Source organism: Gillisia xinjiangensis (genome assembly GCF_046298265.1).
Taxonomy (GTDB): Bacteria; Bacteroidota; Bacteroidia; order Flavobacteriales; family Flavobacteriaceae; genus Gillisia; species Gillisia xinjiangensis.
In genome coordinates this window covers 189,331-205,851 of record NZ_JBKAHK010000003.1, presented here as the reverse complement: position 1 = coordinate 205,851, position 16,521 = coordinate 189,331, and the positions used below count along the sequence as shown (strand labels likewise).

The window sequence follows — 16,521 nt, the reverse complement described above, 5'->3', positions numbered from 1 at the left end:
TAGCGATTCGTGTACTGTTTTGTATTGCAAAAAACTTAATTTTGAGTCCTCTATATTAAATAAAAAGTATGCAACCCAACAAAAGTTATGTGATAGATTTTGACAGTACATTCACCCAGGTTGAAGCCCTGGATGTATTAGGAGAGATCTCACTGGCAAATGAAGCAGACAAGGAATTAAAACTGGCAAAACTGGAAGCTTTAACCAACCAGGGGATGGCCGGCGAATTATCATTCAGGGAATCCCTTATCCAGCGCCTGGAATTATTAAATGCTGAAGAAAAACACCTTCCTCTCCTGGTAGAAATTCTGAAAAGAAAAATATCTACATCCTTTGTTAGAAATAAAGCCTTTTTTTACGAATACCGGGAGGATATATATATCATCTCAAATGGTTTTAAGGAGTTTATTATTCCAATTGTAATGGAACTGGGAATTAAGGAGGAAAATGTATTTGCTAATTCCTTTGAATTTGATGAAGAAGGGAAAATCGTAGGTTTTGACAGGGAAAATGTGCTTTCCTCCAATAATGGAAAAGTTGCCACCCTAAAAACCCTGGATTTAAAAGGGGATGTGTATATGATTGGTGATGGCTATACAGATTATGAAGTACGTGCCGCTGGCCTCGCCAACAAATTTTATGCCTTTACCGAAAATGTGGAGCGCGGTAATGTTTTGGAAAAAGCAGATCATGTCACCCCCAGTATGGATGAATTTTTATACCTATTTAATATGAACAAAGCTATTTCTTACCCTAAGAACCGTATTAAAGTACTTCTTCTGGAAAATGTTCATCCGGATGCATTTGGCACTCTCAAACAGGAAGGCTATAATGTTTCCACCTATTCCGGGGCGATGGATGAAGATGAGCTGGCGGAAAAAATAAAGGATGTTTCAGTTCTTGGGATCCGGTCAAAAACACAGCTCACCAAAAAAGTACTGGACAATGCACCAAGGCTTATCGCTGTAGGAGCTTTTTGTATAGGGACCAATCAAATCGATCTTGAAGAATGCCTTAAAAAGGGAGTGGCGGTATTTAACGCCCCTTATAGCAATACGCGGTCTGTAGTGGAATTGGTGATTGGGGAGATCATTCTGCTTACCAGAAATTTACCCGATAAAATGATGAAAATGCATCAGGGAAATTGGGATAAATCATCTAATAACAGCCATGAGGTCCGCGCAAGAAAAATTGGGATTATAGGTTATGGTAATATTGGTTCTCAATTATCTGTAGTAGCCGAGGCAATAGGATTTGATGTATATTATTATGATGTAACAGAAAAGCTTGCGTTAGGAAATGCCACTAAATGCAACAGTTTGAAAGAGCTTTTGGAAAATGTGGATATCGTAAGCCTACACGTTGATGGAAGAAAGGATAATAAGAATTTTATAGGCGAAAAGGAATTTGAGCAAATGAAAGAAGGGGTGATTTTTCTTAATTTGAGCAGGGGTCACGTTGTTGATATCGATGCGCTGGTAAAGAATATTTCTTCCGGGAAAGTGATAGGTGCAGGAATAGATGTTTTTCCTGAAGAACCAAAAACCAATAAGGAGACTTTTGAATCTCCGCTCCGTAATTTACCAAATGTGATCTTAACTCCGCATATAGGAGGTAGCACAGAAGAAGCCCAGGAAAATATCGGTAATTTTGTCCCCGGCAAGATCATGGAATATATAAATACTGGAAGTACTACCAACAGTGTGAATTTTCCAAACCTGCAACTTCCTATACTCGAAAATGCCCACAGGCTTATTCATATTCACCTTAATAAACCGGGTATCATTGCAAAGATCAATAAAATACTGGCTTCCCACGATATCAATATCGTTGGTCAACACTTAAAAACCAATGAAACAATTGGTTATGTAATAACAGATATCGATAAAGTGTATGATGCTGAGGTGATACGGGAATTAAAGGATATTGAACATACAATTCGTTTCAGGGTGCTTTTTTAAAAATCAAAAACCTCGGGGTAAGTCCACGAGGGATGAATTGGAAACTAATTTTAAAAAAATTTGAGGCATTCCCGATAAATATCGGGATGGGGAACTAAACCCTCAAAGAGGGATTAAGTTTTAAAGCCAGGCTTCAGAATAAAAAAAGGAACAAGGGATCCCGTAAAACAAAATTAATGAAATGGTCTCCTATTTTCTGAAATCCAGAAAACAGGAGACCATTTTGGTTTAACTAACTTAGCTATATGGGTTGTCCTTTTAGAAATGGGATCTCCATTATTTGTTTTCAGGAGTAATCATAATATGAGCACGGTGGGTTCCGGGATCCATTAGCCAAGGCATTCCCGGAACTTCGGGCTTTGATGGCAGACCCGTAGATTCGGTAGTAGCATACGGCATATATATCACATATCTAAATTTTCCATCGATTAGCGCACCGGTGGTTTTGTCATAATTCTCGGTGGTTCCGCTTAAAATGTAAAGCATACTTGGGGTATCTGTTAATTGCAGTATTCCGGATTCCACCTCTTGTTTGCGAATCTCTCTTTTTTCCATTTCCGATTTTCCTTCAGCGGTTAGTTCTCTTCCACGTGCCATAAAAGGCTCCAGTTTTTTATTGTAACAGGAAACACTAATTCCTTCCCTATTCGGATCGTCTGCAATACATACCAGGTTGTTGGTGCCTTCCTGAAGTACCTGCAATTCCCCTTTGGAATTATATGCATAAACCATGGCTTCACTGCGCTGATCGGCAGGAGCAGCAAGAAGTGCTGTTTTTAGCTGAATTTCAGGAGCAGGGATTTCAACGGTTACATCCTGTGCCATTCCGGCAGCTGTAACTATCATTAAGCCAAATAAAAAGTAAGATTTCATAATCCTCGAATTTAAGTCAGATCCGTTTCCTGTTGGATCTGTAGTATTTCCATAAATATAGGAATTGTGTTTGGTTTTTAAGTTGATCGATTCAAAAAATGGAATAAATCCGAATGTTTTTATCAAATTATTATTCCGCTTGCGGGAATTTCAGTGCGAGATACCAATTTTGACCCTCTTTTTCCTTGGGTTTTTATAAAGAAAGATATGGATATTGCTTTTAAATCGATTATCTTCGGGCCATCTCCGGTCTATCAGGCTTTGAAAAAGCAGGAATAACGGAATTTTGAAAAGGAATAAGTGAAAATAAATAAACGAAAAGGATTTAATAAATATCATTGTTGACCGGTGAAAATTTACTTAATCGCTGAAACTATATATTAATTGGACATTCCAGGGAGATTTATAAAGTATACACCATGCTTCAATCAATTTTCAAAATATTTTAATAATTGGGGTATTCCTAACATATAGATTTCATAACTAAATGTTTATCAGTTAATTAAAGTCAAGTCTTTTTTCTTTGTTCTTGCAGTTACGCCGAAGGCGGAACGATCTTGGCTCTTTACCGGACATTAATTAATATCTATAAAAATATAAAAATGGCTAAAACAAAAATTACAGTTAACAATAATGGATCGCTTATAATATCAGGTGATTTTGAAATGCAGGACAAAAACGGGGATATTTATAACCTTGGAGGTCGGGAGGCAGTATCACTTTGCCGATGTGGTCTTTCCAAAAACAAACCTTTTTGCGATGGATCTCATAAAGGCCATTTTGAACACGAAGCTATAGCTTTCGACCTTCCTCCTAAAAAATAACCGATTCTGATTCCCTGTTGGGATGTTTTTCCCTTATTGAGGGCTTAACCCGCCTGACGGACGGGCAGATTCGTTGGGGCGTGCTCACAGGTTTTTGATTTCAACCATTAGTTTTAATTCTCCGATGCATTGCTAATACAGCGGGCATTTACAAATAAAAAAGACGACAGGATTTATTGAAATCCTGTCGTCTTTTTTATTACCTCCTTTTTGAAAAAAAAGTTTAGCGCAGCCTTCCAAAAACTTGTTTAAAATAGGACCTTCTGCTGCGTCGGCTTTTAAAATCGATACTTTTTCTATATCTTGTTGCATATCAGATTTCAAAAAGATTATATAGATATTATCTATGATAAAACATTCAGCATAACAAACACTTATTTTAAATTCGTGTTATCAAATCAAAAATCAATTTTTTTATGGAAAATAAAACACATTCGGGTAGTTCAGATAGCCACAAAGTCTGGGAAGTAAATGAGTCAAGCAAATGCCCATTTATGGGTGGGGCGGTAAAAGCAACCGCTGGATCTGGTACATCAAACCGAGACTGGTGGCCAAATCAGTTAAATTTAAGGATTCTACGTCAGCATTCTAATTTGTCTAACCCTATGGGTGAAGATTTTAACTATGCCGAAGAATTTAAAAGTCTTGATCTGAATTCTGTGAAGCAGGACCTTTACGCTCTTATGACGGATTCTCAGGAATGGTGGCCGGCAGATTATGGTCATTACGGACCACTTTTCATTCGGATGGCCTGGCACAGTGCAGGAACTTACCGCATTGGCGATGGTCGTGGGGGAGCAAGTTCGGGCTCACAACGTTTCGCGCCCTTAAACAGCTGGCCGGATAATGCCAACCTTGACAAAGCACGTTTATTACTTTGGCCGATCAAGCAGAAATATGGAAGGAAAATTTCCTGGGCAGATTTAATGATCCTCGCAGGGAATTGCGCGCTTGAGTCCATGGATTTACAAACCTTTGGATTTGCAGGTGGTCGTGAAGATATTTGGGAATCAGAAGAAGATATTTACTGGGGATCGGAAGGCGAATGGTTGGGAAATAAAGAACGTTATTCCCGTGAACATGAGTTAGAAAACCCTCTTGGGGCCTCGCATATGGGACTTATATATGTAAATCCGGAAGGGCCTGACGGAAATCCCGATCCTATTGGGGCTGCGCGTGATATTCGTGAAACATTTGGCCGAATGGCTATGAATGATTACGAAACCGTCGCACTAATCGCGGGTGGACATACTTTTGGAAAAACCCATGGTGCTGCAGATCCAGAGGAAAATGTAGGTGTTGAACCTGCGGGAGCTGGTATAGAAGAGATGGGCCTTGGCTGGAAAAACAAGTTTGGTACCGGAAATGCAGGAAGCACAATCACCAGCGGTATCGAAGGTGCGTGGACTCAAACACCTACTAAATGGAGCAACAGCTTTTTTGACAATTTGTTCGGCTTTGAATGGGAATGTCATAAAGGGCCAGGAGGTGCTTATCAATGGAAACCGAAAAATAATGCAGGTGCCGGTACAGTTCCCGATGCATTTGATCCATCTGTAAGCCATGCGCCATTTATGTTGACTACAGATTTGGCGTTGCGCGAAGACAAAGCCTATGGGAAAATTTCAAAACACTTTCACGAGAATCCGGAGGAGTTTGCAGATGCGTTCTCCAGAGCCTGGTTTAAATTAACCCACCGTGATATGGGACCACTTTCCCGGTATTTGGGACCTGAAGTGCCTTCGGAAGAATTGATATGGCAGGATCCAATTCCGGCTGTTAAACATGAATTGATCAAAGATCAGGATATCGCTGAATTGAAGAATACAGTAATTGCCTCAGGACTTTCGGTTTCCGAACTGGTGATTACCGCCTGGGCATCGGCTTCAACATTCCGTGGATCTGATAAACGCGGAGGTGCAAATGGCGCACGTATTCGTTTTGCCCCTCAAAGACATTGGGAAGTCAACAATCCTGCACAATTGCAAAAAGTGATAGAAAAGCTTGAGGGTATCCGCAATGAATTCAATAATACACAATCAGGCGACAAAAAAGTGTCCCTGGCAGATCTCATCGTATTGGGTGGATGTGCAGGAATTGAGAAAGCTGCCAAGGATGCAGGGTTTGAAATTAACGTTCCTTTTACTCCTGGACGTGCAGATGCACTGGAAGAGCAAACCGATGTTGAAGCATTTGACGCACTCGAACCAAATGCAGATGGATTCAGAAATTTTGTAAAGAAAAACAACGAATTTTCGACATCTGTTGAGGAGATGTTGGTAGACAGGGCTCAACTGCTAACACTAACTCCCCCGGAAATGACAGTGCTTATTGGCGGTATGCGCGTGCTTAATACGAATTTCAATGAGTCACAACATGGAGTATTTACAAAACGTCCAGGGCAACTTACCAACGACTTTTTTGTGAATCTCCTCGATATGGGTACGACCTGGAAGGCAACTTCCGATTCTCAAAATGTATTTGTGGGCAGTGACCGCAGCAACGGTGAAATAAAATGGACCGGAACCCGTGTCGATCTTATCTTCGGCTCAAATTCAGAACTTAGGGCACTCTCTGAAGTTTATGGATGTAAGGATGCACAAAAGAAGTTCGTGAAGGACTTCGTTGCAGCATGGAACAAGGTGATGAATCTTGACCGATTCGATCTGGCTTAATTTTCAGGTCTTCAAAAATTTTAATATTTTATGTAAAAGGTGATCCGGATTCGGGTCACCTTTTTTTATCCCTCATTGAAGGTTTAATTCCCCGAGGCTTGCCTCGAATTTTCAAAAGTATTTTTTAATTCATACCCCGTGGGCTTGCCAGGAGGTTTTTATTCCCACCAGTGGGTTAAATTCCTTTGCGTCCGCCAGGCTTATTCAGGCATGATTTTAACGCAGTTTTTTTCCTATGTTATACCTCCTTACCAAAAAGATATGATCTTGACAGCCCGATTTTTAATCGGCCTTTCTGAAAAGTCCATATTGACGGATTACATAGCAAATTAATGATTATTTTTGAGTAGAAATATGGTCTCTTTCCAAAGTGAAAAAATGCAGCGAATTCTCAGGTCTTCTGATGAAATTTGGCTTTTCTAGCGTGAACCAAAAGTATTTCCTAAACTTATATCTCCTGATTTATAGCCTTGCATGAACCAATCCATGCGCTGTTGCGAAGTTCCGTGTGTAAAAGAATCGGGAATTACCCTACCGGAAGTTTGCTTTTGTATAGCATCATCGCCCACAGCACTTGCAGCGCTTAAAGCTTCCTGAATATCGCCTTCCTCTAAATATTCCCGGTTGTGATACGCCCATACCCCGGCATAAAAATCGGCTTGTAGCTCCAGTGCAACCGACAATTCGTTGGCTTCTTTCTGATTCATTCCCTGCTGAAGGTTTCTCACTTCCCCGGCGGTTCCCGTCAAATGTTGTACGTGATGTCCTACCTCATGGGCAATAACATATGCAATGGCAAAATCGCCGCCCTGAGCTCCAAATCGGGAGCGCAGTTCTTCGAAAAATCGCAGGTCCATATAAACTTTTTCATCGCCCGGGCAATAAAATGGGCCGGAAGCAGATGAAGCACTACCACAGGCAGTATTTACAGCATCCCAAAATACAACCATTCCAGGTTCCCGGTAATCTGCAGAATTTTGGGCGAAGATCTCATTCCAGGTATCCTCTGTGTCTTTTAGAATGGTCGCAGCAAAATCCCCCAGTTCTAATTCTGCCGCGGTTAATTCCCTATCTTCCGTAGTTGCTGGCATTTGATTCTGTAGCTGGTTTAGGATTTCAGAAGTATCTCCCCCGCTAAAAATTTGTATCGCCAAAAAGATGAGCCCAATTATTCCTCCTCCTACAGCAATTTTTCCGCCGGTGGATTTTCCTCGCCTGTCCTCAAAGTTGGTGCTCTTTTGTCTGCCTTTCCATTTCATAGATTCCCTTATTAAAAAATGTAGGCCAATTTAGATAAAATAGCGGTTACCGGGTGTTGGTAATTTCATAAAGTTGAAGGGAAGTTTAAATTCAAAAATTCAGGTACGTGGTACCGCTTATAATTCCATTTTATAGAACCGAAAATTTAATTTTAAAATTTAAGGTAGGATTATTTCCTTTTACTTGGAAATAATCCAAATTTTGAATAGTATTGCTGTGTGGCCGAATTAGAAAAAATTATTATGGAAGATCAATTATTTGCAGTTGTTGATGTGGAAACTACCGGGGGAGGGATCAACGGAAACCGCCTTACCGAAATATGCATTGTGCGCCTTAAGGGTTCGGTGATCCTGGATAAATATACCACGCTAATCAATCCCGAAAAAAATATTCCATTGCAAATCACCGCGCTCACCGGGATAGATAATGATTTGGTGGCCAATGCTCCTAAATTTCACGAGGTAGCCAGAGAGATCGAAGAAATGACCAGGGACGCGATTTTCGTCGCTCATAACGTTAGCTTCGATTATAATGTGCTACGGAATGAATTTAAAGATCTGGGATTTGAATTCACCCGAAAAAAACTTTGTACCGTACGACTCTCCCGAAAACTCATCCCTAATTTGTTTTCCTACAGTCTTGGTCGTTTATGTGATTCCATAAATATTCCTATTATCGACCGCCATCGTGCCGAAGGTGATACCGATGCCACAGTGATCCTTTTAAAGCGCCTTCTAAGCCTGGATGAGGATTATAAAGTGTTTCGGACCTTTCTGCACGCGCATTCCAAAGAAGCCACCCTGCCGCCGCATCTGTCTGCAGATCAAATCAATGATTTACCAGATTCTCCCGGAATTTATCTGTTCAAGGATAAACATCATAAAGTACTTTATGCAGGGAAAGCCATCAATATAAAAAAACGTGTACTATCACATTTTTACGATAAAATGACCAAGGAATACCGACTTGGACAGGAAACCTATTATATAGATCATGAAACTACCGGGAATGAACTTACCGCCTTGTTGCTGGAAGCAGATCATATCCGCAGACACTACCCCAAATACAACCATGCGCAGAAGCGTCCCGGGTTGGTTTATCAAATTATTAGTTACATCAATCAGCGTGGGATCATTCAGCTTGCTTTGGGAAAAACCAATTTGACGATGGACTCTGTAAGCACTTTTTATAACAGGGCAGCAGCTGCTGAAAAACTGGAACAGCTTTGTGAGTTTTTTAAACTTTGCCCCAGGTATTGTACCCTCCAAAGTAAAGTGAATGTATGTTCCCATTACCGGATTCAGAATTGTGAAGGGATTTGTGAAGGTTCAGAATCTATAGAGCATTATAATGCTAAGGTCGAAGAAGCCATTGCATCTCTTGGAGAGGAGACCCCAACTTATGTGATCCGTGAAAAAGGCAGGCATTTTAAGGAAGAAGCTTTTGTGCTGGTTAAGGATGGAAGGTATCAGGGATTTGGATTTGTAGACACCGATGTCCCCATAACTTCTGTAGATGATTATGAGCCTTTTTTAACCTTGCAGGAAGCCACGTACCATACCCATAAAATTCTGAGCAATTATCTGCGGAAAAAGGGAACACCAAAAATATTGTTTTTTGACGATAGGGTGGTTGCTTAAAAACAGCAGTTTTAAAGTTGATCTTTTTGTTTAACTCCTCCCTCCCGAAGCGTCGGGATGAAGGGAAGCCCTCCCGTATCAGGTACGGGCGGGGTGGATAATTGGTATTAGGATGTTTTTAAATTACCAGATTCTTCTGCCGCTTAAGACGGAAGGGTTGATAAGACGGAAAGGTTTAGGAATTAAATATAACCGGAACCACCCCGCCCGAGGTTTTTGATAATTCCCGAAAAAATATAAAGTACCTTTGCATTTTAAAATTTAGCTATGCTTACACTTGGTGAATACCATACGATGAAAATTGACCGTGATACGGAACCCGGATTATTTTTGAGAAATGAGGAAGGGGATGAGGTCTTATTGCCCAATAAATATAAACCGGAAATCTTTGATTTGGAAGATGAGATAAATGTCTTTATTTATCTGGATCATCAGGAAAGGCCTGTTGCCACTACATTAACGCCTTACGTTAAGCTGGATGAATTCGCTTACTTAAAGTGTGTAGAAGTTTCTGATATTGGTGCTTTTCTGGACTGGGGGCTGGAAAAACATCTTTTTGTTCCTTATCGCGAGATGGCTTCAAAGATGCGGAAAGAAAGCTGGTACCTGGTTTTTTGTTATTTGGATCAAGCAACCAATCGATTGGTTGCTTCAAGTAAAACCAATGCTTTTTTAGATAATACAGAATTAACGGTAGAGCCTTTTGAGGAAGTGGATATTATTGTAGCCAATCCTACAGATCTTGGTATGAATGTAATTGTGAATGAACTGCACCAGGGATTGATATTCAAGGATGATATTTTTCAGGATATGCAACCCGGAGACCGTTTAAAGGCGTGGGTTAAGAAAACAAGACCAGCAGAAGGGAAAATAGACATCACATTGCAGCGTCCGGGATACAGAAGTATTGAGCCGAACGCCCAGGATATATTGAATGAAATAGAACTTAAAGGAGGTCATTTAAAACTCACCGATAAATCTTCGCCGCAGGAAATCCAGAGAACACTTCAAATGAGTAAAAAAAGCTTTAAAAAGGCGATAGGCACTTTATACAAGCAACGCCTTATAGATATTAAGGAAGACGGGATCTATCTTAAAAAGGATCAATAATAATAACCTCTTCTCGCAAAAGGATTTTGCCGGGTAAGGTAATAATGCCCGGTTCCTTCAGCAGCATTTCTGTAAACAGAATTTCTGGTTCCGCTTCGTTGAAGTTCAGGGCTGAATGATTGATTGAAAAATCGCGGACTTGCATTCCAATCGGTATTGCGACCTACCGAAACGGTGTTATCCTTTTGTGGTAGCTGAACCGGAGGAGCGAGTTCTACCATTCTTGATTTCATCCTTCTTTCCCGTGCCATAAATTCGGCCATATTCACTTCCCGGGGTTCATTTTCAAGATCAAAATTTACAGTTCGAATTTTGAAATTTCCGGTATTGGGAATTTCAGGTGATAAAATGCTTAAAGAGGGAATAATTTCAATTCTTTTAATTATAAATTCTGAAGTAGATTCCCGCAGAGCAGGGATCTCTATTTCCTGAGCAGTTCCGAAAAAGGATATGAGTATAAAGAAGAAAAGTAATCCTGTTTTTTTCATCGCTGAAGTTTTTTCAAATATATCAAGAATTGTGCTAAAGATTATAATGTAAATAAATCTGGATTATTTACCCGGATCTCCCGTTCGTATTTATGATGAAAGTGAAAAGGAAACTTTTCATTTGACTTTAAAATCCTATTTTTACGGTAAAACAAGGTATATGACTAGCATTGATTGGAAAACAGCAAAAGAATTTGAAGATATCACCTATAAAAAGGCTAACGGAGTTGCCAGGATAGCCTTTAACCGTCCTGATGTAAGAAATGCGTTCAGGCCAAAAACCACCAGTGAATTGTACCAGGCTTTTTACGATGCCCAGGAAGATACTTCTATTGGCGTGGTTTTATTATCGGCAGAAGGACCTTCTTCCAAGGATGGCGTGTATTCATTTTGCAGCGGAGGAGACCAGAAGGCGAGAGGCCATCAGGGATATGTTGGTGAGGACGGGATGCACAGGCTAAACATCCTTGAAGTGCAACGATTAATACGATTTATGCCAAAAGCTGTGATCGCGGTTGTTCCGGGTTGGGCAGTTGGTGGCGGACATAGTTTGCATGTGGTGTGTGATCTAACTCTCGCAAGTAAGGAGCACGCGATTTTCAAACAAACCGATGCCGATGTGACCAGTTTTGACGGAGGATATGGATCTGCATATCTGGCCAAAATGGTAGGGCAGAAACGCGCTCGTGAAATTTTCTTTTTAGGCAGGAATTATTCGGCCCAGGAAGCTTTTGAAATGGGAATGGTGAATGCTGTTATTCCTCATGAGGAACTGGAAAATACCGCTTATGAATGGGCTCAGGAAATCCTGGCAAAATCGCCAATGTCTATCAAAATGCTGAAATTCGCGATGAACCTTACCGACGACGGCATGGTGGGACAACAGGTTTTTGCGGGGGAAGCAACCCGTTTGGCTTATATGACCGAGGAAGCCAAAGAAGGAAGGGATGCCTTCCTGGAAAAAAGAAAACCTAATTTTGTTAAAAAATGGCTTCCTTAATGGAAAATTTTTCGAATAAAGAAATAGACCTTAGTGCTCTTCCCAATTATGAGGCGGTAGATTTTCACCCTATTTCATCTCAATACCTTAAAAAGGTTTTGGTGGAATTAGGGATTCTATTATTGATTGCTTTAGCCGGTATTGCAGGCTTGTTCTATTATCAACTAGAAACCTATTATATTTATTCAGGCATCGTGATTTTTGTATTGTTTTTTGGATTTAAACTTTGGAATAACATCAAAATGCAGGAGGAATACGGGTATGTTATTCGCGAAAGGGATGTTTTATATAAAAGGGGATATCTTATAAACAGAACTACCGTAGTTCCTTTTAACAGGATCCAGCATGCTACCATATCAAGGGGAATTCTGGATAAATTTTTTGGAATTGCTACCCTCAATATATTTACGGCCGGCGGCAGCGGCAGCGATATTCAAATTCCCGGACTGGAACCGGAACTTGCCCTGCGGCTGAAGGAATCTCTGGCAAAAAAGATATCTGAAGATGAAAGCTGATTCTTTTTCTGAACCCCAACGTCAATCGGGAATAGGGGTGCTGCTTATTTTTCTCACTACGGTTTATAAATTCATTAAGGGATTTTGGGTGCTTGGGGTTTATTTTTTGCTTAATAGCCCGGGCGGAAGGATCTTGTTTTTTGTAGGGCTTGGGGTAAGCATTTTAGCCATTCTTGCCCTTATATATAGTTACTGGTATTACAGGAAATTTTTATTTCATATAGATTATTCCAAAGAAGAATTCAAGCTACAAAAAGGGGTTTTTTCTACGGAAGATATCGCGATTCCCTTCGACAAAATTCAGCAGGTTTATTTAAAACGTTCCATTTTACAGCGCATAATCAATGTATATAGCCTGATTATTGAAACTGCCGGTAGCAGCGATAAGGAGATAAGCATAAAAGCCATTTCAAAGGAAAAGGCAGATGTACTCTCAGCCCTGTTGATACGGGCAAAAAAGGATGCTGCAATTGCTGAAACCGGGACTGAAGAATTGGAAGGCCCTGTTAAAAAGGAGGTTCTATGGACGCATAAATTGAATTTTTTAGATCTTTTGAAAATAGGTTTAAGTACCAATTACCTGCGCGGCCTTGCGTTGATATTTGTATTTTTCTCTACTATTTTCAATGAATTAAGGCCTTTTGTGGAAGATTATTCTGAAGGTCTTGATGAACAGTTGGAGCAAATTCCGGGACTTCTGGAATCTGTTGGAGTTTTTGTTATTGTCGCCATTCTAATATTGTTGCTAAGTATGGTTATTACGGTTGTTGAGGTTTTTATCAAATACTTCGGACTTAAACTTCAGCAAAGCAAAAGCAGTCTTGAACTTGAAATGGGTTTAAAAACCAATACAAAGATCTCATTGCAACCCAGAAGAATTCAACTGTTGCAGGTCACGACCAATCCTGTTCAAAAGTGGCTGAATTTATATGAAGCGCGTTTTTCTCTTGCAAGCAGTGAAAATACCCTGGAGAAATCGAAAATTAAAATTCCGGGCCTTGGTGAAACAACGGTTGAAAAGATAAAATCCTTCGTGTATGCAGATGCCAATTCAGAAGATACCCTGGAGAAAACTTTTCGTCCAAACAAGATCTTATTATTCCGGCAGATGTTCCAGTCTGTTTTTTTGCCTATAGCGCTCAGTTTGCTTTTTCCATTTTTCACAAACTATATTGCTTTTGAAACCTGGGCAGTGTTAGTTGGGATCTATCTTATTATTGGAATTATCTGGCAGCTTAAACTTTTCGCCTCTAAAAAATTACAGATCTCTGATGATTTTCTGCGCCTGAAATCCGGCGTATGGAATAAGAAGGAAGAAACGGTAGAAACTTATAAACTACAATCTTTAAGCGTTACACAGCCCATTTGGTATAAGAAAAGAAATGTTTTCAATATTGTGTTTCATACTGCCGGTGGAGATGTTTCCTTTCGAGCGGTCGATAAAAAAATTGTTCCGTATCTAAATTATGTTCTTTTTAAAATTGAATCTGCAAATAAGGGATGGATGTAAAATAGTAAAAAATTAAGTGGCTGTCTAAAAAGTCCAACTTCCGTCAAGCTGAACTTGTTTCAGCTTCTAAAATGTTGTGATTTTTAACAAGTTATATCCTGAAATAAACCCGCCTGAACGAACGGGCAGGTTCAGGATGACGAATTTAATGACTTTTCGGACAGCCTCTTTTTATTCTGATATATCTAAAGAATTATAATTTTAATGCAGGGTATTTTTCCGGGTCCACTTCATTCATAATAGCATAAACCTTTTCATAGATATCTTCAGCAGAAGGTTTGGAGAAATAATCTCCATCTGTCCCGTAGGCTGGTCTATGTGATTTTGCTGTAAGGGTTTGTGGTTTGCTGTCTAAATGAAGATATGCATTTTGTTCCTCTACAATTTGTTGCAGAATATAAGCGGAAGCTCCTCCCGGAACATCTTCGTCTATTACCAGCAATCGATTTGTTTTTGCCACACTCTTAACAAGATCTTTATTAAGATCTAATGGCAGTAACGACTGTATATCGATAATCTCGGCACTAATTCCTGCTTGCTGCAATTCTTTTGCTGCTTCTTCCACGAGTCTTAATGTAGATCCATAGGAAACCAGCGTGATATCTTTTCCTTCTTTTATGGTTTCCACCACCCCAATAGGGGTTCTAAATGCTCCCATATTGGTAGGGAGTTTTTCTTTTAACCGGTATCCGTTAAGACATTCTACAATCAATGCAGGTTCGTCACCTTGAAGTAAGGTATTATAGAATCCCGCGGCTTTGGTCATGTTTCTTGGTACCAGGATGTGCATTCCTCTCAATAAATGAACCAGCGCTCCCATTGGTGAACCACTATGCCAGATGCCTTCCAGTCTGTGTCCACGGGTTCGTACAATAAGCGGTGCCTTTTGCTTCCCTTTGGTGCGGTATTGCAGGGTTGCAAGATCATCACTCATAATTTGTAAGGCATAAAGTATATAATCCAGGTATTGAACTTCGGCAATAGGTCTTAAACCACGCATGGCCATTCCAATTCCCTGTCCAAGTATTGTAGCTTCCCGGATACCAGCATCGGCTACCCGTAATTTTCCGTATTTTTCCTGTAGCCCTTCCAGACCCTGGTTTACATCCCCAATTTCTCCTGCATCTTCTCCAAAGATCAAGGTTTCCGGTCTTGTTTCAAATATTTTATCAAAGTTGTCGCGAAGGATGATCCTGGCATCTACTTCTTTGGAATCTTCAGAATAAACAGGTTTTACTTCATCTATATAAAGCGCATTTTCAGCAGATTCACTGTAAAGATTACTGCTATATTCAGGTTGTGAATCTCTGGTGTAACGGTCTATCCAGTTGATAATCCGGGTTCGTGCATCACTTTTGGTTCCTGTTAAATACCGAAGACTTTTTCTGGCTGCAACTAAAAGATCTTTTTTAAGAGGTTCTTTGATCTCTGTAATTTCTTTTTTTAATGAAAGAATGGCTTCCTTGTTGTCACTGGACTTTGCAGCCTGATCCAGCAAAGGTAAAAGCTCCTTCATTTTCATTTTCATAGGATCTGTATAAGCGGCCCAGGCTGCTTTTTTTCCTTCCCGAACCTGCTTTTTAATATCGGCATCGATTTCATTCAATTCTTCTACCGTGGCGAAATTATTTTCAATCACCCATTCCCGGAATTTCATATTACAATCGTATTCCCGTTCCCAGGCCAATCGCTCCCCATCCTTATAGCGTTCGTGAGAACCGGAAGTGGAATGTCCCTGGGGTTGTGTAAGTTCCTTTACGTGGATTAATACAGGGGAGTGGTGTTTTCTGGCAATTCTGGATGCTTTTTCATAAGCTTCCACAAGTGCTACATAATCCCAGCCATTTACAATGATTATCTCGTAACCTTTATTGTTTTCATCCCGTTGGAATCCTTTCAGGACCTCAGAGATATTTTCTTTTGTAGTTTGGTATTTTGCGTGCACAGAAATTCCATATTCATCATCCCATACGTTCATAACCAATGGCACCTGTAAAACTCCGGCTGCATTGATAGTTTCCCAAAAATGACCTTCACTGGTACTTGCATTTCCTATGGTTCCCCAGGCGATTTCATTTCCATTTTCTGAAAATTTTTCAGAAGCTATTCCTTCAACATTTCTGTATATTTTTGAAGCCTGCGCCAAACCTAATAATCTTGGCATCTGGCCGGCGGTAGGGGAGATGTCGGCACTGGAATTTTTTTGTTGCATTAAATTTTTCCAGCTTCCGTCCTCATTCAGGCTATGGGTTGTAAAGTGACCACCCATTTGTCTTCCGGCAGACATCGGTTCGTTTTCTATAGAAGTATCGGCGTAAAGCCCGGCAAAAAACTGCTGAATATTCAAAGCTCCAATCGCCATCATAAAAGTTTGATCCCTGTAATACCCGGATCTAAAATCCCCGTTTTTAAAGACTTTGGCCATCGCCAGTTGTGGAATTTCTTTTCCATCTCCAAAAATTCCGAATTTGGCTTTTCCGGTAAGTACCTCACGTCTTCCCAATAGACTGCATTCACGGCTGGTGACTGCAAGTTTATAGTCTTTTAAAACCTCTGTTTTAAAATCTTCAAAAGAAATGGACTCCTTGGATTGTGTTTGGCTTTGCATGAAATTATTTTAGAGTGACAAATGTAACGAAATCTATGGATAAATACAATTCAATAA

At 40.1% G+C, this 16,521-nt stretch carries 12 protein-coding genes; 8 read left to right on the top strand and 4 right to left on the bottom strand.

What is annotated here, in order from left to right; all coding sequences use genetic code 11:
• Positions 1-68: 68 nt before the first annotated feature.
• On the top strand, positions 69-1,961 hold the full coding sequence (serA, locus tag ACKGJN_RS05990) for a phosphoglycerate dehydrogenase (RefSeq protein ID WP_409538544.1): 1,893 nt from the start codon (positions 69-71) through the stop codon (positions 1,959-1,961).
• A 276-nt stretch (positions 1,962-2,237) separates the two neighbouring features.
• Here the strand turns inward: serA and ACKGJN_RS05985 are convergent, their stop codons facing one another.
• The gene (locus tag ACKGJN_RS05985) at positions 2,238-2,834 is read right to left on the bottom strand and encodes a hypothetical protein (RefSeq protein ID WP_409538543.1); all 597 of its coding nucleotides are present in this window, start codon (positions 2,832-2,834) and stop codon (positions 2,238-2,240) included.
• Positions 2,835-3,436: 602 nt separating this feature from the next.
• Between ACKGJN_RS05985 and ACKGJN_RS05980 the strand changes: the two genes are divergently transcribed.
• Both ACKGJN_RS05980 and katG read left to right on the top strand, forming a co-directional pair.
• Positions 3,437-3,658: a CDGSH iron-sulfur domain-containing protein gene (locus ACKGJN_RS05980; RefSeq protein WP_409538542.1), complete on the top strand. Its 222-nt coding sequence runs from the start codon at positions 3,437-3,439 to the stop codon at positions 3,656-3,658.
• A 416-nt stretch (positions 3,659-4,074) separates the two neighbouring features.
• On the top strand, positions 4,075-6,333 hold the full coding sequence (gene katG, locus ACKGJN_RS05975) for a catalase/peroxidase HPI (RefSeq protein ID WP_409538541.1): 2,259 nt from the start codon (positions 4,075-4,077) through the stop codon (positions 6,331-6,333).
• Between the two features lie 419 nt (positions 6,334-6,752).
• Here the strand turns inward: katG and ypfJ are convergent, their stop codons facing one another.
• Positions 6,753-7,592 carry a KPN_02809 family neutral zinc metallopeptidase gene (gene ypfJ, locus ACKGJN_RS05970; RefSeq protein WP_409538540.1) on the bottom strand — a complete coding sequence of 280 codons (840 nt, stop codon included), beginning with the start codon at positions 7,590-7,592 and terminating at the stop codon, positions 6,753-6,755.
• Between the two features lie 243 nt (positions 7,593-7,835).
• Here ypfJ and ACKGJN_RS05965 point away from each other — a divergent pair, with 243 nt between their 5' ends.
• Together ACKGJN_RS05965 and ACKGJN_RS05960 are read left to right on the top strand one after the other, a co-directional pair.
• Positions 7,836-9,233, top strand: coding sequence for an exonuclease domain-containing protein (locus tag ACKGJN_RS05965; protein ID WP_409538539.1), 1,398 nt, complete (start codon positions 7,836-7,838; stop codon positions 9,231-9,233).
• A 267-nt stretch (positions 9,234-9,500) separates the two neighbouring features.
• Positions 9,501-10,343, top strand: a complete 843-nt coding sequence (locus ACKGJN_RS05960; RefSeq protein ID WP_409538538.1) for a CvfB family protein — start codon at positions 9,501-9,503, stop codon at positions 10,341-10,343.
• Here the strand turns inward: ACKGJN_RS05960 and ACKGJN_RS05955 are convergent.
• Positions 10,337-10,831, bottom strand: coding sequence for a hypothetical protein (locus tag ACKGJN_RS05955; protein ID WP_409538537.1), 495 nt, complete (start codon positions 10,829-10,831; stop codon positions 10,337-10,339). The genes ACKGJN_RS05960 and ACKGJN_RS05955 overlap by 7 nt on opposite strands.
• A gap of 160 nt (positions 10,832-10,991) precedes the next feature.
• Here ACKGJN_RS05955 and ACKGJN_RS05950 point away from each other — a divergent pair, with 160 nt between their 5' ends.
• Genes ACKGJN_RS05950 through ACKGJN_RS05940 form a run of 3 tightly spaced genes read left to right on the top strand, consistent with a single transcriptional unit; the run spans position 10,992 to position 13,856 of the window.
• Positions 10,992-11,831 (top strand): 1,4-dihydroxy-2-naphthoyl-CoA synthase, encoded by an 840-nt coding sequence (locus ACKGJN_RS05950; protein WP_409538536.1) that lies wholly within the window; start codon positions 10,992-10,994, stop codon positions 11,829-11,831.
• On the top strand, positions 11,831-12,346 hold the full coding sequence (locus ACKGJN_RS05945; protein WP_409538535.1) for a PH domain-containing protein: 516 nt from the start codon (positions 11,831-11,833) through the stop codon (positions 12,344-12,346). Before ACKGJN_RS05950 ends, ACKGJN_RS05945 begins: the two co-directional genes overlap by 1 nt.
• Positions 12,336-13,856: a PH domain-containing protein gene (locus ACKGJN_RS05940; protein ID WP_409538534.1), complete on the top strand. Its 1,521-nt coding sequence runs from the start codon at positions 12,336-12,338 to the stop codon at positions 13,854-13,856. The genes ACKGJN_RS05945 and ACKGJN_RS05940 overlap by 11 nt, the downstream gene beginning before the upstream one ends.
• A gap of 193 nt (positions 13,857-14,049) precedes the next feature.
• Here the strand turns inward: ACKGJN_RS05940 and ACKGJN_RS05935 are convergent, their stop codons facing one another.
• A complete protein-coding gene (locus ACKGJN_RS05935; protein WP_409538533.1) occupies positions 14,050-16,464 on the bottom strand; it encodes an alpha-ketoacid dehydrogenase subunit alpha/beta in 2,415 nt (804 codons plus the stop codon).
• Between the last annotated feature and the right edge of the window lie 57 nt (positions 16,465-16,521).